This is a genomic window from Bradyrhizobium sp. Kon10 (genome assembly GCF_055807395.1).
In genome coordinates this window covers 203,355-223,436 of record NZ_JBVVOZ010000006.1, presented here as the reverse complement: position 1 = coordinate 223,436, position 20,082 = coordinate 203,355, and the positions used below count along the sequence as shown (strand labels likewise).

The 20,082-nt window shown below is 62.1% G+C and carries 19 protein-coding genes and 1 pseudogene; 9 read left to right on the top strand and 11 right to left on the bottom strand.

Annotation, left to right across the window (positions count from 1 at the left end):
* Positions 1–138: 138 nt before the first annotated feature.
* Complete coding sequence (locus tag AC0L2O_RS12015; RefSeq protein WP_369722206.1) at positions 139–615, top strand: Lrp/AsnC family transcriptional regulator; 477 nt, start codon at positions 139–141, stop codon at positions 613–615.
* Positions 616–637: 22 nt separating this feature from the next.
* Here AC0L2O_RS12015 and AC0L2O_RS12010 read toward each other — a convergent pair whose 3' ends face one another.
* From AC0L2O_RS12010 to AC0L2O_RS11985, 6 genes are all read right to left on the bottom strand, one after another.
* Positions 638–2,299, bottom strand: coding sequence for an ABC transporter ATP-binding protein (locus tag AC0L2O_RS12010; RefSeq protein WP_473369859.1), 1,662 nt, complete (start codon positions 2,297–2,299; stop codon positions 638–640).
* Complete coding sequence (locus tag AC0L2O_RS12005; protein ID WP_473369858.1) at positions 2,296–3,150, bottom strand: ABC transporter permease; 855 nt, start codon at positions 3,148–3,150, stop codon at positions 2,296–2,298. The genes AC0L2O_RS12010 and AC0L2O_RS12005 overlap by 4 nt, the downstream gene beginning before the upstream one ends.
* Positions 3,147–4,097 carry an ABC transporter permease gene (locus AC0L2O_RS12000; protein WP_369722209.1) on the bottom strand — a complete coding sequence of 317 codons (951 nt, stop codon included), beginning with the start codon at positions 4,095–4,097 and terminating at the stop codon, positions 3,147–3,149. Before AC0L2O_RS12000 ends, AC0L2O_RS12005 begins: the two co-directional genes overlap by 4 nt.
* A gap of 57 nt (positions 4,098–4,154) precedes the next feature.
* Positions 4,155–5,762: an ABC transporter substrate-binding protein gene (locus tag AC0L2O_RS11995; protein WP_473369857.1), complete on the bottom strand. Its 1,608-nt coding sequence runs from the start codon at positions 5,760–5,762 to the stop codon at positions 4,155–4,157.
* A gap of 272 nt (positions 5,763–6,034) precedes the next feature.
* Positions 6,035–7,414, bottom strand: coding sequence for an aminotransferase class III-fold pyridoxal phosphate-dependent enzyme (locus AC0L2O_RS11990; RefSeq protein ID WP_473369856.1), 1,380 nt, complete (start codon positions 7,412–7,414; stop codon positions 6,035–6,037).
* A 12-nt stretch (positions 7,415–7,426) separates the two neighbouring features.
* Positions 7,427–8,269 (bottom strand): GNAT family N-acetyltransferase, encoded by an 843-nt coding sequence (locus AC0L2O_RS11985; RefSeq protein ID WP_473369855.1) that lies wholly within the window; start codon positions 8,267–8,269, stop codon positions 7,427–7,429.
* A 175-nt stretch (positions 8,270–8,444) separates the two neighbouring features.
* Between AC0L2O_RS11985 and AC0L2O_RS11980 the strand changes: the two genes are divergently transcribed.
* Both AC0L2O_RS11980 and AC0L2O_RS11975 read left to right on the top strand, forming a co-directional pair.
* Entirely contained in the window at positions 8,445–9,113 is a 669-nt protein-coding gene (locus AC0L2O_RS11980) for a haloacid dehalogenase type II (protein WP_473369854.1), read from the top strand.
* Positions 9,114–9,129: 16 nt separating this feature from the next.
* Complete coding sequence (locus tag AC0L2O_RS11975; RefSeq protein ID WP_473369853.1) at positions 9,130–10,404, top strand: NAD(P)/FAD-dependent oxidoreductase; 1,275 nt, start codon at positions 9,130–9,132, stop codon at positions 10,402–10,404.
* A gap of 109 nt (positions 10,405–10,513) precedes the next feature.
* Here the strand turns inward: AC0L2O_RS11975 and AC0L2O_RS11970 are convergent, their stop codons facing one another.
* The 4 genes and pseudogenes from AC0L2O_RS11970 to AC0L2O_RS11955 all read right to left on the bottom strand — a co-directional run.
* Positions 10,514–11,971: an NAD-dependent succinate-semialdehyde dehydrogenase gene (locus tag AC0L2O_RS11970; protein WP_473369852.1), complete on the bottom strand. Its 1,458-nt coding sequence runs from the start codon at positions 11,969–11,971 to the stop codon at positions 10,514–10,516.
* A 17-nt stretch (positions 11,972–11,988) separates the two neighbouring features.
* Complete coding sequence (locus AC0L2O_RS11965; RefSeq protein ID WP_409192694.1) at positions 11,989–12,120, bottom strand: hypothetical protein; 132 nt, start codon at positions 12,118–12,120, stop codon at positions 11,989–11,991.
* Complete coding sequence (locus AC0L2O_RS11960) at positions 12,117–13,592, bottom strand: aldehyde dehydrogenase family protein (RefSeq protein WP_473369851.1); 1,476 nt, start codon at positions 13,590–13,592, stop codon at positions 12,117–12,119. Before AC0L2O_RS11960 ends, AC0L2O_RS11965 begins: the two co-directional genes overlap by 4 nt.
* Positions 13,589–13,657, bottom strand: a pseudogene (locus tag AC0L2O_RS11955) (cupin domain-containing protein); the annotation flags it as partial. The gene AC0L2O_RS11960 and the pseudogene AC0L2O_RS11955, both read right to left, overlap by 4 nt.
* A gap of 330 nt (positions 13,658–13,987) precedes the next feature.
* Between AC0L2O_RS11955 and AC0L2O_RS11950 the strand changes: the two are divergent.
* Entirely contained in the window at positions 13,988–14,887 is a 900-nt protein-coding gene (locus tag AC0L2O_RS11950; protein ID WP_473369850.1) for a GNAT family N-acetyltransferase, read from the top strand.
* A gap of 541 nt (positions 14,888–15,428) precedes the next feature.
* Positions 15,429–15,707 carry a hypothetical protein gene (locus AC0L2O_RS11945; RefSeq protein ID WP_369722219.1) on the top strand — a complete coding sequence of 93 codons (279 nt, stop codon included), beginning with the start codon at positions 15,429–15,431 and terminating at the stop codon, positions 15,705–15,707.
* 197 nt (positions 15,708–15,904) lie between these two features.
* Here the strand turns inward: AC0L2O_RS11945 and AC0L2O_RS11940 are convergent, their stop codons facing one another.
* Entirely contained in the window at positions 15,905–16,216 is a 312-nt protein-coding gene (locus tag AC0L2O_RS11940) for a zinc ribbon-containing protein (RefSeq protein WP_369722220.1), read from the bottom strand.
* Positions 16,217–16,293: 77 nt separating this feature from the next.
* Here AC0L2O_RS11940 and AC0L2O_RS11935 point away from each other — a divergent pair, with 77 nt between their 5' ends.
* From AC0L2O_RS11935 to AC0L2O_RS11920, 4 genes are all read left to right on the top strand, one after another.
* Positions 16,294–16,719, top strand: a complete 426-nt coding sequence (locus tag AC0L2O_RS11935) for a hypothetical protein (protein WP_473369849.1) — start codon at positions 16,294–16,296, stop codon at positions 16,717–16,719.
* A 118-nt stretch (positions 16,720–16,837) separates the two neighbouring features.
* Complete coding sequence (locus AC0L2O_RS11930) at positions 16,838–18,091, top strand: cation:proton antiporter (RefSeq protein ID WP_473369848.1); 1,254 nt, start codon at positions 16,838–16,840, stop codon at positions 18,089–18,091.
* Between the two features lie 114 nt (positions 18,092–18,205).
* Entirely contained in the window at positions 18,206–18,403 is a 198-nt protein-coding gene (locus AC0L2O_RS11925) for a DUF3311 domain-containing protein (RefSeq protein ID WP_369722223.1), read from the top strand.
* Positions 18,400–19,866, top strand: coding sequence for a sodium:solute symporter family protein (locus tag AC0L2O_RS11920; protein WP_473369847.1), 1,467 nt, complete (start codon positions 18,400–18,402; stop codon positions 19,864–19,866). The genes AC0L2O_RS11925 and AC0L2O_RS11920 overlap by 4 nt, the downstream gene beginning before the upstream one ends.
* Positions 19,867–20,082 lie beyond the last annotated feature (216 nt).

Genomic DNA, 20,082 nt, shown 5'->3' with positions numbered 1-20,082 from the left:
GCTCAGCCCTGCAAAACTGTATTCTGGCCTAAAGATATGAGGTCATGATGGACAATAAATGCAGGATGAGTGAGTTTTGGCTACTAGTGCCAATTTTTATGCTGCGCCGCTTGGCGCGTGTTCGATGGAGGGTCGCCAATGAAGCTGGATCGAATCGACGTCAAGATCCTGCACGAACTCCAGAAGAACGGTCGCATCACCAACGTCGAGCTCGCCGAGTTGGTCAACCTGTCGCCCAGCCCTTGTCTCATGCGCGTGAAGAGACTGCAGAGCGAGGGCTATATCGAAGGCTATTCGGCTCGCATCAATCTACGCAGGCTGGGGCAGACGCTGACCGTCTTTACTGAGGTGACTTTGAAGAACCACAGGCAAATCGACTTTGCCCGCTTCCTGGCGGCGGTCGACAAGGTCGAGCAGCTGATCGAATGTCATCTCGTCTCGGGAGGTTACGACTACATGCTGAAGTTCGTCACCGCCAGCATTGGCGAGTACCAGACCATCATGGAACGTCTGACGGACATGGATATCGGCATCGACAAATATTTCAGCTTCGTCGTGTTGAAGTCGCCCATCGTGCGCTCGCAGATGCCGCTGACGAGCCTGTTTCCGGCTTGATTCGCCGACCCGGCGGCCGGTTCTACTGGCGAGAATAGGTCCGCACCGCTTCGGCATTCTGTTCCAAATTATCGAGCCAGGCGGGGTCGAGCTTGGGGACCGAAGAGAACAACAGCCTGCTATAAGGGTGCTGCGGTGCCGTCAACCGTGTCGGCGTGATCTCCTCGACCTTTTGACCGCGATACATCACGATGATCTCGTCGCAGATCGCCTCCACGACAGACAAGTCGTGGCTGATGAAAATGTAGGAGAGGCCGAGTTCGCGTTGCAACTCCTTCAGGAGCTCAACGACGGCGGCTGCCACGACAGTGTCGAGCGCCGACGTGATCTCGTCGCACAGGATGAGCGTCGGCTCGGCAGCGAGTGCTCGCGCGAAATTGACCCGCTGCTTCTGGCCGCCTGAAAGCTCTCCCGGCAATCGATGGCGCACCGATTTGGGGAGACGGACCAGATCGAGAAGTTCGCTCAGGCGCGCATCGCGCGCCTTGCCGCTCATGCCGTGGTAGAAGGTCAGGGGACGTCTCAAGATGTCTTGCACCGATTTTGCGGGATTGAGCGCGGTGTCGGCGTGCTGGAACACGATCTGAATTTGGCGGAGCTCGTCGCGGGTGCGGCTGCGGCCGACTTTTCCCAGCTCCCTGCCGTTGAAGATGATGTCGCCCGCATAGGCCGGAAGGATTCCGGCGATCGCCCGGGCAAGGGTTGATTTGCCGCAGCCGGACTCGCCGATGATGCCGAGATTCCGCCCCCGGTCCAGCTTGAGGCTCACGGCCTCCACAGCACTGACCAATGGTCGTCCATCACGCAGACGAGGACCATAGCCGACCGTCAGATCGTCGACCTGAAGCAAGGGACGCTTCGTCGCAGCCTCGTATTCGGGCCCGTGCTGTCGCGCCTCCGGTCTGAACGCGGCCAAAAGCTCTCGGGTGTAGGGGTGGTGGGCGTCGCTGAGGATCTGGCTGGTCGTGCCCGTTTCCTGGACTGAGCCGTCCTTGAGCACGACGATCCGATCGGCGATCTGGGCGACGACTGCAAGATCGTGCGAGACGTAGACGCCGGCAATGTGGTGCTGCGCCGTGACGGCCTTGAACGCGCGCAGCACCTCTACCTGGGTCGTGACGTCGAGTGCCGTGGTAGGCTCGTCGAAGATGACGACCTTCGGTTGACCGATCAGGGCCATGGCGGCGGCAAGACGCTGCAACTGACCACCCGAGACCTGGTGCGGATAGCGGTCGCCGATCGTTTCCGGCTCCGGAAGCGAGAGCGCTTTGAACAGCGAAAGGGCTTTCGCTTGTGCCTCAGCGGCCGACATGAGCTTGTGGATACGTGCCACCTCGGTGACCTGATCCATGATGGTAAGTGCAGGGTTGAAGGCAGCCGCGGCGCTCTGGGGCACGTAGGCGACCGTGGTCCCGCGAATTCGGGCGCGTTCCGCTTCCGAAAGCTTGACCATGTCGACGCCGGCCACTCGCACTTCGCCGCCGGTGATAGCGCAGCCTTGGCGGGTGTAGCCCAGAAGCGTCATGGCAATCGTGGTTTTGCCCGAGCCGCTTTCGCCGATGAGGGCTAGGATCTCGCCTTCGGCGATGTCGAGGCTGATATCCTTGATGATCTCGACCCGCCGGCCTGCGTCGGTCGTCGCTTCAACCCTGAGATTGCGGATCTCGACGAGGTTTCCCGTCATTCGGCGCTCCGGTCGCGGATTCTGCGCGGCAAATTGTCGATCAGAAGGTTGACGCAAATCGTGAGACTTGCGATGGCGAGCGAAGGGAAGATCACCGCCGGCGCACCGAAGGGAAGGCCGCCGATATTCTCACGGACCAGTGCCCCCCAATCGGCATAGGGCGGTTGCACGCCGAGTCCGAGAAAGGACAAGCCGGAAAGCAGGAGTACGATGAAGACGAAGCGAAGGCCGAGGTCGGCAAGCACGGGACCAAGAATATTGGGAAGGATCTCGGAGGCGATGAGATAGGGCAGGCCTTCGCCCCGAATGCGGGCGACCATGACGAAATCCATCGTGTTGACATTGACGGCGAGAGCGCGGGCGAAGCGATAGGCGCCTGGGGTATAGATCACCGAGAGCGTCGCGATCAGCGCCGGGATTGACGAGCCGATGGCCGCGACGACGACGAGGCTGAACAGCTTGCTGGGAATCGAGTTGAGTGCATCGAGAAACCGGCTCAGCGTACTGTCGAACCAGCCGCCCGCAACTGCTGCAGTCATGCCGAGTGCGACGCCGCTGAAACAGGCAATGGAGACGGCGGCAAGCGAGATGCCGAGCGTGTAGCGCGCGCCCATCAGGATGCGCGAGAATATGTCGCGTCCAAGATAGTCGGAGCCAAACCACAAATCTCGGCTCATGGGCCCGAAGTAATCGGTGTCGACGATCTCGCCGACAGAATGCGGGATGATGTGCGGGGCGAAAACGGCGATGCCACCCCAGAGAAGGATGATGCTCAGCGCCGTCACGCCGATGAGATTGAAGCGATAGCCAAACTGCACGCCGAGCCGGCCGGGCGAAGTGGATTTCGTCATCGGAGCCTCGGATTGGACAGGACGGCGATGATGTCGGCTGCCGTGATCAATGTCAGATATCCCAGGCAGAAGATCATCGCACATGTCTGGATCAGCGGCAGGTCGCGATTGGAAACGGCATCGACCATCAAATATGCGATGCCGGGATAATTGAAGATTGTCTCTACGATGATCACGCCACCAAGCAAATACGACAGCGAGAGTGCGACCGAATTGACGATGGGGCCAAGCGCGTTGGGCAATGCATGTCTTAACACCAGCCGAGGGCGCGAGGCGCCTTTGAGAAGCGCCATCTCGATGTAAGGCGTGTTCAGTGTCTCGACGACGGCGGCCCGGGTCATGCGGATCATCTGCGCCGAAACCCCGATCGTGAGCGTTACCACCGGCATCGCGTAGATCCTCATCAGGTCATAGAACGACTTGACCTCATTTGTGAGAGATAACGCCGGCAGCCATTTGAGGTAGACTGCGAAGAGCAGCACCGCCAAGGTTGCGATCATGAACTCCGGCACGGAGATGATACCGATGGTCGCAACGGTCACCATGCGGTCGTAAAGGGTGCCTCGCCACATTGCGGCGGTGATGCCGAGCGTCAGGGCGAACGGCACGGCGATCGAGGCGGTCAATCCTGCAAGCTTCATGGTATTGGCGAGCCGTCCACGTATCAGATTGGCGACAGAGACGTTGTTTGCATAAGACGTGCCGAAATCACCCTGAACGAGGCCGGCCATCCATTTCAGGAAGCGGACGATCGCGGGATCGTTGAGGTGCATGGCCTTGCGCAGACCCTCGATGGCTTCGGGCGTTGCGGACTGGCCGAGCAAGATGGTGGCTGTATCGCCGGGCAGGAGCGCGGTGGCAAAGAAGACCGCAAACGAAACGATTATGAGCGTGATCAGGGCGATAACAAGCCGCTTCGCCACAAGCGACATAACTTGTCTTCTCACATTCGAGCTCCCGCACCGCCGCTCAGTTTCTCAGCCACGATTGCAGCAATGGGCCGCTCAGGTAGCAAGCCAGACGTACTCGGCGAACGCGTAGCCCATCATACCGCCGAGCGGGTTGGGCTCCAGTCCCTTCAGCTTGGCCGTGATGGCGTCCGCATTGGAGATGTAGGCCGGAATGATGGTGCCCGCTTCCTCTGACACCAGGACTTGCATCTCATTGTAGATTTCGCGGCGCTTGGCTTGATCGAGCGAACCGCGGGCCTCGAGCAGCATCTTGTCGAATTTTTCCGAGCTGAAACGGCTCTCGTTCCACGGCGCGTCAGACTTGTAGAGCAAGGAGAACAGGATGTCCGGCGTCGGACGCGGATTGAGATTGCCGAAATGAATCGGCGCCTTCAGCCAGTAATTGCTCCAGTAGCCGTCGGAAGGCACGCGCTTCACGTCGAGTTTCATGCCGATTTGGGCGGCCGATGCCTGGACGATCATGGCCATGTCGATCGCCGAACTGGCCGCTTCGGAGGTAATCACCTCAATGCTCTGCCCGAGAACGCCCGCTTTCTGAAAATGGAATTTTGCCTTGTCGGGGTCGAACGATTTGGGCTTGAGAGCCTTGTTGTAGAAGAAGTTGACGGGCGACACCGGCTGATCGTTGCCGGCGACGCCGAAGCCGCGCAGTGCCGATTTGACGATCTGCTCGCGGTTGACGACGTATTTCATGCCCTCAACGAAATCCCGATTGCTGCCGGGCGCCATGTCCATCCGCATGTTCAGGTCGGTATAGGTGCCCGACGTGCTCGTGGACAGTGCGAAACCATTCTGGCCTTCGAGGAGGCGCAGCGATCGTGGGTTGATCGCGGCGGCGAGATGAATATCCCCGGACAGCAGCGCGTTGATTCGAGCGTTTTCATCGGGAATGGCGAAAAACTCGAACGAATCGACGTTCGGGCCGCTCTTGAAGTAGTTGGTGTTCCGCACGCCGATCGAGCGCTCGCCGGGGCTGAATTGCTTGCACGTGAAGGCGCCGGTCCCGTTACCGGTGGAGAAATCGGTGGTGCCGTCGGCCACGATCATAAAATGATGCATCGACAGGATCGTCGGCAAATCCGCGTTGGGGCTCGCCAGCGTGACCTCGACGGTATTCTTGTCGACGGCCTTGAACTCGGACATTTGGGAGGCGATTGCCGCCACTTTCGATCCGGTTGCCTTGTCCAAATGGCGCTTCAGGGAAAAGATGACGTCGTCGGCGCCGAGGTCCTTGCCGTTGTGGAAGGTGACCCCTTTCTTCAGCTTGATCGTCCAGGTCTTGGCGTCGCCGCTTTCAATCGATTCGGCGAGCTCCATCTGCGGTACGCCGGCTTGGTCGAGAAATGTCAGGCGATTATAGAAGGAGCAGCAGCGCACATAGTCCGTCGAGAGCGACGCTTTGGCCGGGTCGAGCGTGTCGGCCGTCGAGGAGGACCAAGCCGCGGCTTTCAAAGCGCCGCCTTTCACGGGCGTCGCTGCCACCGCTTGCGATGCGCGACCGAAGACCGTGTTGGCAGCCGCCAACACCATGCCGTTGGCGAGCATCAACTTCAGCAAGTCGCGGCGGGAAGCCCCGCGCCGAATAGCGCTCTCGACCGCGGCGTCGTCTGAACAAGACCAGTTCCTCGTTGTGTCGTTCATGTCAATCCCTCGTCGCTGACTAAGGCTATGGCTCATGCTGCGGTGAGCGACGGATTATTCCGTCGCGCCATTGTGCTGGATGCCGGCGTGGTCTTGTCAAACGACCGTAACGCGGCGCCCCTCAGGATTGCATTCTTTCCCGCGATCGAAGTCTCGCAGGATAGTTTCACGGCTTTGGCCGAAAAGCCCGTGCGCCACGGCACAAAATTGCGAAGATGCTTCGATTTCTAGTATTTCGGACCTGCTTGCTGCCACCTCAATGTGCTTGCCCATTAATGTTGCAATGCGGCGCGAACTTCGGCATCGGCCAGTGTGTCGTCGAGCGTCCTTGCGGTCCGCTCGATGATCGCATCGATATCGGAGTCGGAGCAGCAGAGCGGCGGAGCATAGCCCAACACGCCTGTCGGGAAAGCCCGGATGACGAGGCCGTTTTTCCAGGCGCGGTCGAAAATGCGCTTTGCTGGTTCGGCGGCGGCGGGGAGCGGCGTCTTGCGCTGCTTGTCAGTGACAAGTTCGATGGCGGCGAGCATGCCACGGCCGCGCACGTCCCCGACGAGGGGGTGATCCCTGAGCGATTGCAGGCCAGCCATCAGACGTGCACCCGCTCTTGCGCCATTCGCAAGCAACCCGTTTTCGTAGAGGCGCAGCACTTCCAGGGCCACGGCGGCGCTGACGGGATGCGCGGAGTAGGTATAGCCGTGGCCGACAGCGCTTGAGCCCGCCGCATCGGCGATCGTGTCGTAGACGTGATCCGAGAGCAAGACCGCGCCCATTGGCACGTATCCAGAGGTCAATCCCTTGGCGAGCGTCATGAGGTCCGGCACGATTTCGTCCTCGCTGCACGCAAAAAGCGGTCCGGTCCTGCCGAACCCGGTAATGACCTCGTCCGCCACGAACAGGATGCCGTAGGCCTGGCAACGCGCCCGCATCGCTTTCATCCAGCCCTTGGGCGGCACGAGCACGCCACCTGAGCCTTGGATCGGCTCGGCATAGAACGCGGCGACGCGTTGCGGACCGCCAATCTCCTCGATTTTCGCATCGAGCGCGGCCAGTGATGCGGCGGTGATAGCGTCACCGTTCGCTCCGGCTGGATTGCGGTAGACGTCGTGCGAGGGGATCCTGTGCTGCCAGCTGTGCGGCACGCCGAAGCCGGCATGAAAGGCGGGCAGGGCTGTCAGCCCCGCGCCCACGGCCGAAGACCCATGATACCCCTGTTCAAGGGTGATGAAATGCTCGCGCTGCGGCTCGCCGCGAGCGTGCCAATAGTAGCGAATGAAGCGGACCGTGCTGTCGACGGCGTCGGAACCGCCCAGTGTAAAGTAGACGTGGTTGAGGTCGCCGGGCGCGCGTTGAGCCAACTCCGCGGCAAGCCGGATCGCCGGCTCTGAGCCGAGGCCGAAATAGCCCGTTGCATAGGGAAGCTCCTGCATCTGCCTGGTTGCGGCCGCAACGATGCTCTCGTGCCCATAGCCGGCATTGACGCACCAGAGGCCGGCAAAGCCGTCGACGAGCTGATGTCCGGAAGCATCCGTCACTATCGCCCCTTTGGCCGATTTCAGCACCTTGACGCCGGCCGCCTCGTGACCGCGGTACGATGCGAGCGGGTGGACGAGGTGAGCCCGATCGAGCTCGATGAGCGAGTTGCTGAGCATTGGAGTCTCCACCTATCCGAAAGCCTGGCTGGCGAGCGCGAATGTGGTGAATGGCGCGTGGCTGGATCGCACAGCGGCAGGGCGCTGCATGGCCATGCCCTCGTCTACCCGGACGAGTCCCTTGTCCGTGAGCCAGGCCCCCAATTGAGAGGCCTCGGCAGTATCTACGCGTACAAAGCGTCCTTCCCGCTTAGCCATGAAATAGGCCAGCAAGGCCTTCCCGTCGTCCGCGTTTGCCGCCACGACGGGGCCGATCACCTCACCTCTGCCGAAGCTGCGCAGCGCCGCGAATCCAGTCAGCGTCTGGCCATTGCAGAGCACGGCAAGCTGGCCAAGCTTCGCAAGCACAAGAAGCAGATTTCTGCGGTCTGCACCGTATGCGCTTCTGTCGAGTTCAAGAATCCCGGAGATATCGTGCGACTCGGCCGGCCGGACATTGGCAGGCGGGACGATATGCAGAACCGTTCCCTGATGCTGCGCGATCGTTCCGGTCTGGCAAAAGCCGAGCTTTTGATAGAGTGGCATGCCCTCGCTGGTTGCAACGAGGCTCAGCGCGCGCCCCGCCGCAAGCGCGATGGCCGCCGCCATGAGCTCACGACCCAATCCGCGCCCGCGGGCGGCTTCATCGACGATCACCATGTTGATGGTTGCGACATCCCCTTTGTAGGGCGTCATCAGAACCGTCCCGAGCACGGTTGCGGCATTCGCGTCCAGCGCGACTAATCCCTCGCTCAAGTCGAGTGCAACTTGCCAGTCCTCGAGCCGGTGCGGCCACTTGGCCTGAAGTGAAAGCCGCAGGGCACCATCGAGATGCTCGGGGCCGAAGGCGGTGAGCGATAAGGTGCTTTGGGTCATCGATTCGTTTTCCTGTCCGGCATCAGTCTCGTATTTTGGCGATGTGCAGATCGTCTGAAGGCCGCCGCGCGAACGATATCTTTCACCGCAGCCGACGGAAAAGCCGCATCTTATGCCGCACGGCTCCTCTATTGTTGCGGCACCGACATCGCGCGAGCGCCCCAGGACAAAGATGATGAGCCAGTTTCGCCCAAAATACGTGACCTTCGATTGCTACGGCACGCTGACGAATTTCCAGATGGCGGAAGCGGCGCAGGATCTCTATCGCGCGCGTCTACCCGAACCGCAGATGGCCGCCCTGGTCCGGGATTTCGCGGCGTATCGGCTCGACGAGGTTCTCGGCGACTGGAAACCCTATGCCGAAGTGATCCACAATGCGCTGGAGCGCGCCTGCAAGCGCAATGGCGTCGCCTTCGAGGTCGAGCATGCACACATGGTGTACGATCGCGTGCCGAGCTGGGGGCCGCATCCGGACGTTCCTGCCGGCCTTGCCAGGGTTGCCAAGGAGATTCCGCTCGTCATCCTCTCGAACGCCATGAATGTGCAGCTGCCGTCCAACGTGGCGAAGCTTGGGGCGCCTTTTCACGCCGCACTCACGGCCGAACAGGCGGGATCCTACAAGCCTCGCATGAAGGGATTCGAATTCATGTTTGATACCTTGGGCTGCGGACCGGAAGACGTGGTGCACTGCTCCTCGTCGTTTCGCTACGACCTGATGACGGCTCACGACCTCGGCATCAAGAACAAGGTGTGGGTCAATCGCGGACACGAGCCCGCCAATCCCTATTACGGCTATGTCGAGATCAAGGGTATCGACGCCTTGCCAAGCGTGTTCGGGCTCTGAGCGGTCGGGATCTGCGGTGAAATACGTCTCTTACTGGCACGATACCGCACCAGGCTTCGACGGCGGGGACACAGGTCCCGTCGAGGGGCACTATGACGTCGCAGTGATCGGCGGCGGCTTTACGGGGCTGGGAGCTGCGCGCCAGCTCGCGAGGGCCGGAACGAGGGTCGTCGTCCTGGAAGCGGACCGGGTGAGCAGCGGAGCATCGGGCCGGAACGGCGGGCATCTCAACAATGGTCTGGCGCATAGTTATCTTTCCGCCAAAACGGAGTTGGGAAAGGAGCGAGCCATCGCGCTTTACCGCGCACTCGATGCCTCAATCGACACGCTCGAGGCGCTGATTGCGGAGGAGGGCATCGACTGCAATTTCCGCCGTGCCGGCAAGCTAAAGCTCGCGTCCAAACCGACGCACTTCGACTCCATCGCGCGGAATTTCGAAGCGGTCCATCGCGAGGTCGATACAGAGACCGCGTTGCTGTCCGCCCAGGATCTTCGCTCGGAAATCGGCTCGCCGTTCTTTGGTGCGATGCTCTCGAAGAAGAGCGCGATGATGCATATGGGGCGCTACGGCGTCGGACTAGCCGAGGCGGCCAAACGCCACGGCGCGATCATCTTCGAGCAAGCGCCGGTCACCGCGCAGGCGCAGGAAGGTTCGCGTCATCGCTTGACGACCTCTCGTGGCAGCGTCACCGCCGATCAGGTGCTGCTGGCGACCGGCGCCTACACCACACCGAATTTTCGCTACTTCCGTCGCCGCATTGTTGCCGTCGGAAGCTTCATTATAGCGACCCGTCCGCTGGACGCGGCCGAAATCGCGGCCACCATGCCTGGCAACCGCACTTGCGTCACTTCGATGAACGTCGGCAATTATTTTCGGCTGGCACCCGACAATCGCCTGATTTTCGGCGGGCGCGCACGCTTCTCGGCCACGTCGGATCAGCGTTCCGACGCAAAGAGCGGGGCGGTACTGGTCGACAGTCTCGCGCGAACCTTTCCGCAACTCGCCGGCGTACCGGTGGACTATTGCTGGGGCGGGCTCGTCGACATGACTAGCGATCGCTATCCACGCGCCGGTTATCAGGACGGGCTGTGGTATGCGATGGGCTATTCCGGCCATGGTGCACAGCTCTCCACCCATCTCGGGATGACCATCGCCGACGCGATGCTCGGACGCGAAGACCAGAACCCGATGAAGGGCCTCGACTGGCCCGCGGTGCCCGGCCATTTCGGCAAACCGTGGTTCCTGCCGCTGGTGGGAATGTACTACAAGGTGCTCGATCGCGTTCAGTAGTACGACCGCGCGCTCTCAGGTGGAGCGCTTAGCATTGCGCTAGTTCGTCTGCAGCGGCTGCCTGGACCCGGCAGAGAGCGCAGGCATGCGCCCCCTCCGTTGCACATGGTTATCCCAACCCACCGATATGGAACGCCTTCGTTTCGAGGTATTCCTCGATCCCGACCTGGGCTCCTTCGCGACCCAAGCCGGATTGCTTGATACCCCCGAATGGCGCCACTTCCGTCGACACCATGCCCGTGTTGAGGCCGACCATGCCCGCCTCGAGCGCCTCTGCGACGCGCCAGGAGCGCTTCAGGTCTCTGGTGTAGAAATAAGCCGCGAGTCCGAACGGGGTTGCATTTGCAATGGCGACCGCCTCCGCGTCGGTCTCAAAACGGAAGAGCGGCGCGACCGGACCAAATGTCTCTTCGTGCGCCAGCGCCATCTCGGTGGTTGCCTCGGTCAGAACGATAGGCGCGGTAAATTGCGGCCCCTTCGGTAGCTTCACGGGCTGGCCCGCAAGACGGGCACCCTTGGACAGTGCGTCGGCGACATGGCGGTCGATCTTGCTGATCGCCGCCTCGTTGATCATCGGCCCGATCGCCACGCCCGGCTCCAGGCCTGGTCCCACCTTCATTCTTTCGACGCGGGCCACAAGCTTGTCCGCGAAGGCATCATAAACGCCGGCCTGCACGAGAATCCGGTTGGCGCAAACGCAGGTCTGGCCGCCATTGCGGAACTTCGACATGATCGCGCCCTCGACCGCGAGGTCGAGATCGGCATCGTCGAAGACGATGAAAGGGGCATTTCCGCCGAGCTCGAGGCTCACACGCTTGATGCTATCGGCGGCACCGCGCATGAGCAGCGAGCCGACGCGGGTCGAGCCCGTGAACGAGATCTTGCGCACCGTTTCGTTGGCCAAGATCTCCGCGCCGATCTCGGTTGGCAGGCCGGTGACGACGTTGACCACGCCCGGGGGAATACCGGCGCGCTCCGCCAGCACCGCGAGAGCGAGTGCCGAATGGGGCGTGAAGTCGGAGGGTTTGATCACAACCGTGCACCCCGCCGCGAGCGCTGGCGCGACCTTGCGTGTGATCATGGCGTTTGGAAAATTCCAGGGCGTGATGATTGCGCACACGCCCACCGGTTCCTTGAGAACAAGGATGCGCCGGTCTGGCGTCGGCGAGGGGATCGTCGTGCCGCCGATACGCCGGGCTTCCTCCGCGAACCATTTGACGAAGGAGGCACCGTAGCGGATCTCGCCCTTTGATTCCTCCAACGGCTTGCCCTGTTCGAGCGTCAGAATGCGCGCCAGATCGTCCAGATGCGCGATCATGAGTCCGTGCCAGGCTTCCAGAAGCACAGCGCGCTCGGCGTTGGTCTTCGCACGCCAGCCCGCGTAAGCGGCGGCGGCGGCAGCAATAGCGGCGCGGGTGTCGTCCCGCCCCATGTTCGGCACGGTGCCGACAATGGCCTGCGTCGCCGGATCGATCACATCGATCGTTGCTCCCGAAAGTGCCCCCACCCATTGGCCACCAATCAGGCCCCGCTGGCGGAACAGCCCTTCGTCGTTGAGGTTCTGCATCTGATGATCCTTGTCGGCTAGGAGAAACGGGAATGCACGGCTGTGGTGATCGCCTCGGTGCCGGCGGCCCCCAGCAAGGCCCGTGCGGTTGCTGTCACCTCGCGCCCAATGCCGTCGCCGGGAATGAGTGCGATGCCGTAGCTCTTCATGAAAGCCCCTCGATATGGATGAGTACGCTCTTGGAGCGGCGGTTCGCGCAATAAGCTTCGCGGCCGAGATCCTTGCCGATGCCGGAGCGCTTGTAGCCTCCGGTCGGCAGAATGTGATCGCGCGATCGGCCATAGCCGTTGACCCACACGGTGCCGGCGGCAAGCGCCCGGGTGGCCCGGATCACGCGCGAGACGTCGCGCGTGTAAAGTCCGGCGGCAAGACCGTAGGTCGGGTGGTCGGCGAGGCTCACGGCTTCTTCCTCGGTGGTGAATGTCTGAAGCGTCAGCACCGGCCCGAAGATCTCTTCGGCAATGGCGGGAGAAGCTTGCTGCACGTTGGCAAGAAGCGTCGGTGCATAGAAATAGCCTTTGCCGTCCATGGGTTCGCCGCCCGCTCGACACTCGGCGCCACTGGCGCACGCTGCTCGGACGATCGTGTGAATTCGCGAGCGCTGCCGCTCGGAAATGATCGGCGAATACGTGGTTGCGGCATCCCAGGTCGGACCAGCGCGAACGGCTTTCATGCGAGCGAGGATGGCCTCGACGAGCGGTTCGGCCACCAAGGCGTGCGCGATCAGCCGCGATCCGGCGACACAGGCTTGACCTGCGTTGGCGAGGATGCTGCCGGCAATCGCCGCAGCAGCCTGATCGAGATCGGCGTCCGCGAACACGATCTGTGGGCTTTTGCCGCCGAGCTCGAGTGTCATTGGCTTGATGCCGGTAGCCGCAATATTGACCATGATCGCAGCTCCCGCGCCGGTCGATCCGGTGAAGCTCACCTTGGCCACATCGGAATGGCCGGTAATGGCGGCGCCGGTCGTTGGTCCATCGCCGAGCACGACGTTGATGAGTCCCGGGGGCAGGCCGGCCTTGATCGCCAATTGAGCGAGAAAGACCGAGGAGAATGGCGTCAGCTCGGAAGGTTTCAGCACCACGGCGTTGCCCGCGGCAAGCGCCGGTGCGAGCTTCCAGCCTGCCATGGACAGCGGAAAATTCCAGGGCGTGATAGCGCCGACGACTCCGTAGGGCTCGGTCATGATCATGCCGAGATGCCCGTCATCGGTGGGTACCAGGTCGCCGCCCTCCTTGTCGGCGAATTCGGCGAAGAAGCGGATTTGCTCCGCGGTCACCGCGATGTCTCCCGCAACGAGTTGGCCGACCGGGCGGGTCGATGAAACCGCCTCGACTTTCGCGAGAGTGTAGGCTTCGCGCTCTATGAGGTCGGCCCAGCGTTTGAGGACGTTGGCGCGTTCGCGCGGCCGCACGCCACCCCAGTTGCTTGTCTTCAGGGCCTTTCTGGCGGTTTGAACCGCCTCGTCGACGATCTCCTCCGAGGCGACGGGACATTCGGCGTAGAACGAGCCATCCGAAGGGCGCTGCAGCGGAAGCAGGCCGGGCGCCTCAAGCAGCCGATCGCCAATCAAGTGGCCGATCGGCAGCGAAATCTGATCGGGGTCGAAGCTCAGGCTCATGACACTGTGACGTAGATCTTGCGGACGGTCTCGATGGTCTTCCAGACGCCCGTAAAGCCTGGTCGGGGATCCACCCCGACAGGGCCGATCGCGAACGGCAGGTGCGGGAGATCGCGAGCGAAGGCGTCGCGAAAAACGGCCGCGCGCTGTGCGTCGGAATTGAAGAGAAATGTCATTCTCGAAGTCGATCGCACCAACAATGGCGAACTCGCCGGGTTGAACCATGCTACCGGAGCGAGCGTACATCCGGTGCCGAATGCGACCGCGATTTGGTGGATTGTTTCGTTGCACGGCAGTTCTGAAATGCAATCTGCGGCGGCGGCCGGTTTATGCTGAGCTTCTCCGGAGCCCGGAGCGGCGGCTTCGGCCGATGTCGGGTCTGATCAGAGGGAGACATGAAGCCCCGCACGACCAGTTCACTCACGATCGATGCCTTCGATGCGCGCGCGGTCGACATCGACACGGTAGGGCTCGAACAGCTCTACACGTTGTCGATCGGCGTTGGCTGGCCACACCGGCCCGAGGACTGGCAGTTTCTGCGCAACGTGGGACACGGGATCGCGGTTCACGATGAAATCGGACGATTGCTGGGCTCCGCCATGTGGTTTCCCCACGAGCCGGATTTTGCCACCGTCGGAATGGTCATCACGTCACCCCGCGTTCAGACACGCGGCACGGCCCGGTGGTTGATGAAGCGGGTTCTGTCCACGTGCAAGAGACGCAATCTCCGCCTCAATGCCACGCGCGCAGCCCGCAAGCTCTATCTCTCGCTCGGCTTTCGTACCGAGCGAACGGTGTTCCAGCGTCAAGGCGAGGCGCAATGGTCCGGCGAGATGCCGCTCCTTTCCGGAGGAGCTGAATTGCGTCCCCTTCACGACAGGGATCTGCGGGCAATCGCCGAACTCGATGCGCAAGCATTCGGAGCATCACGCCTCGCGCTGCTTGGGGCTCTCCTGCCGCAATCCGCAGGGGTAGGGCTCTATCGGCGCGGTCGTCTCGAGGCCTTCGCACTCTGCCGCCCGTTCGGGCGGGGGCATGTCGTCGGGCCGGTGGTCGCCTCGAACGACGAGGACGCGATCGCGGTGATTGCGCCGCATGTCGCTGCCCATGAAGGAGAGTTTCTGAGGCTCGATACGCACCTGGCCGACGGCGAGTTCTGCTCGTTTTTGGCTGGCTCGGGCCTCGCGTTTTTCGACAGCGTTACGACGATGTCGCTCGGGGGAGAGTTTTGCGATCCAAATGCGCGCTCTTCAAGGCCCACAACTTACGCGCTTGCAAGTCAGGCGCTCGGCTAACCTCAAATCGTGGAGCGTCCGCGATACGGGCCTTGCCGATCGTTCTGAGAACCGCCGCTCGCCGGCCGACCCGGATCTAGTGCGCGTCAATCAACGACCTAGAAGATATGCGCTGCGTTCGGCGCCCGCGTTTGCAGAACGATAGTGGCGCGCATCCATCCGAGTTCATGGATCAGCACGGCAGCAAGCGCTGACCGCGATCGCACTGGGCGGTCCCGAAGGTTGCATCCCTGCAGCGCACACCGCGACGACACAGGAACCAAACAGCAAGGGAAGGCTTGATCGCTAAAGGAGGTGCGGCATGAACGTCTCCCGAGTTGCCCTTGTCCTGGCTGTGATCATTCCTTGCGCCGCGTTTGCTCAAGGCGGCGGAGGCGGAGGTGGCAGCGGCGGCGGATCTGCCGGCGGAGCAGGTGGCGCCTCGTCCTCCTCGGGTGCTGGCGCAGCAGCTTCAACATCTCCCTCCAGCGGAGCTGCCGGCACTGGCGCGACAGGCGCGAATGGAAGTGCGTCGACAACGGCTCCTGGGCTCAATGGAAACGTGGCGACGGGCACGGTCAATGGTCTTTCGACCGGGCAGCCTGGCGTTAACCAGCGAACCGGCGCCGAAAATGGGCTTGGAACAGGAACAACGCCCGGCACCAACACCGCCGGCACCGCAAGCTCATCAGGCGCGCCAGCCGCGAACGCGCAAAACGCCGCGCCTGCCGGCGGCATCGGCAGGCCTACGCGAACCAAAGAGCAGGACAGCGATTCCAAGATAGATCAGGAGAACAACAAGGCTGATCGGACGGTGGGGCAGATCTGCAAGAACTGCTGAAACGGACTGCCATGACGGCGCGGCCTGTCGGCCGCATGATGATGATCGGACGTCAGCAATTCGAACCGCCGCATGGGACAGGGCACCGCGTGCCCTCCCAGCACGCACCACGCTGAACGTGTCGACAGACCCTCGTGCCGTAACGCTCCCCTGCCAAGGTCGCTCGCAAAACCGGCGCGAACCAAAACCCGCGCGAACTAAGGCTCGTTTCGTCGCGTGTCGAAGCTGGTATTCCCGCAATTCGGGCATTTGGGAATTTTGTGGCCCTTCGTGACGTGGGTCGTCTCGTGGCATCGTTCGCAGCGGAAATCGCCGGTTTGCTCCGCGGCTTCTCCAGCATGTGCAGCCATTGCGTTTCTCCTGTGATCGCTGCGTGTCAAATCACCCAGCTTCGCAACGGTTTCTATTTGCCGGTTCTTTTCTCCCGCCGTGGAGTTCAGGCAAAAGGCTTGTTGAGCATCGCTACTAGGAACGATCCGATCAATTCCTGCTTTTCTGATCGCCGCCATGAGCGCCGCCGCCAGGCATGGCGGTGCGGACTTTCTGGTCGGCGATCGCGATCCTAAAATTATCAAGGAGAACGTCCATGAAACAGTTGATCCTCGCCGCCGCTTTGCTTGCCTGCCCAGCCGTTTCGGCGTTCGCGCAGACCCCAGGTCCGGTCAATAGCTCGCAGATGGACGCGGCCTCCAGCGCCAACGACCAGAAGAGCCCGACGGACCAGGGCCAGAACGCCGGCGGGGCACAGAACACGGCCGCGATTCAGAAGATCAGGCAGGATCTGGAGAGCGCAGGGTTTACCGACGTGAAGGTTGTCGCGCAGTCATTTGTGGTCCAAGCGAAATCCAGCGAGGGCAATCCGGTCGTTATGACCATCGGACCGCATGGCATGTCGGTTTTCGAGGCCATGAGTTCGGGCTCTGGCACCGTCGGATCGGCCTCTGCCGGGGCCAGTGCGACTTCTCCGGCCACACGATCCTCAAGCGATCAGAATGCTGGCGCGCAAAAGTAGACGCCGCCGGGCCGACCCAGCCATCCTGACCGGGCCGCAGGACGGCCGGCAGGATCCGGACTGCGGAAGCAACCAGACCTGCAAGTCAGCGCGAGCGGGCCGGTGAACGGGCGAGGGCATGTCGCCACTTTCTTTCATAGCGGTGCTGTTGTGCCTTGCGTCCACGTTCGGACTTCTCAACCGGATGCTTCTGCGGCTTCCCGGCACGATCGGGCTGACGGTGGTCGCGCTCATTGCTTCGCTTGTTGTCATCGCCCTCGGCGCTCTCTTCCCTGCTCTGAATTTGCGACTGGCGCTCCAGGATATTTTGGGTGTCCGGGAGCTGCCGGAGACGCTCTTGAACGGCGTCCTGTGCTTCCTGCTTTTTGCCGGCACCTTGCAGGTCGATGTCTCCGCATTGTGGTCCCGCAAGATCACGGTCTTCCTTCTGGCGACCGCGGGGGTGGTGATTGCGACCGTGTTGTTCGGGGTGGGGATCTACTTCGCCTTCGCCCTCACTGGGGTGCAGATGCCGCTCTCCTGGGCCCTCGTGCTCGGGGCCATCCTCGCGCCAACAGATCCCGTGGCGGTCGGGTCGATACTGTCGCGAGTGGGACTCTCCAAGCATTTGCAGGCGGTGATGGCGGGCGAGAGCCTGTTCAACGACGGCGTGGCGGTGGTCCTGTTTCAGGCGACGCTAGCCTATGCGGTCGGGAAGCATCCTACGTTCGGCTCCATCGGCCTTGATTTCCTGCGTGAGATGGGCGGCGGTCTCATCGTCGGCGCTGCGACCGGCTGGATCGGTTATCTGGCGATGAAGCGCATCGACGACTACCCGTTGGAGATCACGATGTCCTTGGCTTTGGCGAGTGGGTCTTACGTGCTCGCCAACAGTCTCGGCGCCTCCGGTCCGATTGCGGTCGTGCTTGCCGGCCTTTTGATCGGCAGCCGCGGACGGCGCGAGGCGATGAGCGAGAAGACGCGCCGCAATCTTGCTCTGTTTTGGTCGGTGGTCGACGAGATCCTGAACTCGCTGCTGTTCTTGTTGATCGGTTTCGAGATGCTTGGGCTGGCTCGTCTCGAACGCTCGACCTTGGTCGTCATGGCACTCGCGATTCCCCTCGGTCTGCTCGTGAGAGCCGCAAGTATCGTCGGCACCGCGTTGTGGCTTCATGCCAGGAATCCGAACCGTTGGCCCGCAATCGCCGTCCTGACCTGGGGCGGCCTGCGCGGAGCCATCTCGGTGGCGCTGGCGCTGAGTATCGGTTCCAGCGAATGGAAAAGTGAACTTTTGGCGATCTGCTACGCCGTGGTCGTATTCTCGATCGTGGTGCAGGGGCTGACATTGGAGCGGGTCGTGCGGTTAAGCCGCTTCAAGGACCAGGTTCGGTGAAGCCTTGCGGAGCCGTACAATCGCAGGCGAGTGAGCGCCCATCTCAGCATTATTACAGGGCGAAGGAACTTTTGCGGAACGGGCAGGTTTTCGCCACAGCAAGAGTGTTCGCCCATGCGCCAAATCCGCTGGCTCGCCGTCGCGCCGTTCCTCGCTCTCGTGGCCGGTCCGTTCTTCGTCAACCGGGTGCACCCGCTTGTCTTCGGCCTCCCGTTCCTGCTGGTCTGGATCGTGGCCTGGATTGTGCTGACGTCGCTCATCATGGCCGTGATCTACGCCGTCGATCCGGCCAACCAGGAGAGCGAGCCGTGAACGGCGCGCTGCCCTTTATCGCGGCCGCGGCGGTGTTGGCTCTCACCCTCGGCTTTCTCGCGCAGCGCGGGAAGGACATGAACCTGGAGCAGTGGACGGTGGGTGGCCGCGGTTTCGGCGCCGTTTTCGTCTTCCTGCTGCTTGCAGGAGAGATCTACACCACCTTCACGTTTCTCGGCGGAAGCGGCTTTGCCTACGGCAAGGGCGCGCCGGCCTATTACATCCTCTGCTATGGCACGCTGGCCTACGTGCTCTCGTATTTCATGCTGCCGCCGATCTGGCGCTACGCCAAGGAGCACCGGCTTTACTCACAGTCGGACTTCTTCGTGCGTAAATATGATAGTCCGGCGCTCGGCATCATCGTGACGCTCGTCGATATTGTGGCGCTGATTCCCTACCTCGTGCTCCAATTCAAGGGGCTCGGCATTATCGTCGAAATCGCCGGTTATGGCGCGATCTCCTCCACGGTTGCGATCTGGACAGGCGCTGTCGTCGTGGCGGGTTACGTCATGGTGTCGGGCGTGCATGGCTCGGCCTGGACCGCGGTGGCCAAGGACATTCTGATTCTCGTCATCGTGGTGTTTCTCGGCCTCTACCTTCCGTCGCACTACTATGGTGGGCTCGGGGCGATGTTTGAGGCCATCGAGCAAGCCAGGCCCGGTTTTACGGTCCTGCCGCCGCATGGGGAAAGCCTGTGGTGGTTCTCCTCCACCGTGCTGCTCACCGCGCTCGGCTTCTACATGTGGCCGCACAGCTTCGGCTCGATCTATACCGCCAGAAACGCGACCGTGATCCGCAAGAACGCGATCGTGCTGCCGCTGTATCAGCTCATCTTGCTGTTCGTGTTCTTCGTCGGCTTCGCCGCCATCCTGCAGGTGCCCGGGCTCACCGGCCCGGACATCGATCTCGCGCTCTTCAAGCTGTCGGTCAAAACATTCGATCCGTGGTTCGTCGGTGTGATCGGGGCCACCGGCGTGCTCACTGCGTTGGTGCCCGGCTCCATGATCCTGATGACCACTGCGACGCTGATTGCCAACAATCTTTACCGCGTGCTCAGCCCGTCCTCCGACGATCGACAGGTCTCGCGGGTGGCAAAGCTTCTGGTGCCTGTGGTGGCGCTCGTGGCGGTGTTCTTCACGCTGAGAGGCGGAGAAACCATCGTGGCTCTCCTGCTGATGGGATACAGTCTGGTCACACAGTTGTTTCCTTCGCTGGTGCTCAGCCTCGGTCAGCGCAACATCGCGACGCGCGAGGGCGCAGCCGCGGGCATCCTCGCCGGTGTCGCCACGGTCGCCATCGTCAGCCTCACCGGCCTCAACTTGCACAAACTATCCTGGCTGCCGACAGAGTTGCAGGACCTCAATATCGGCATCATCGCGCTGGCGGTGAACTTCATCGTGCTGATCGCGGTCAGCCTGGCTATGCGAGCCGCCGCGGCCCCCGCTCAGGCCGCTGCCGAATAGGTGCGCCCCGCCGCTCACCGACAGCCCGGCGCCTTCGAAACTAACCCAGGATAGATATGAGCGTTTTTTTGAACGGCCGGCATTGCCGCGAGCTCTGGCGTGGGCGTGGAGGCTGGGGATTGGGTGGACATAGGAACGTCCGACATTCAGGCTCGTTACTCGCCCGCTTCATGAACGAGACCTGCTGGGGACGCAGCCACGGCAGCCATTTGCGGA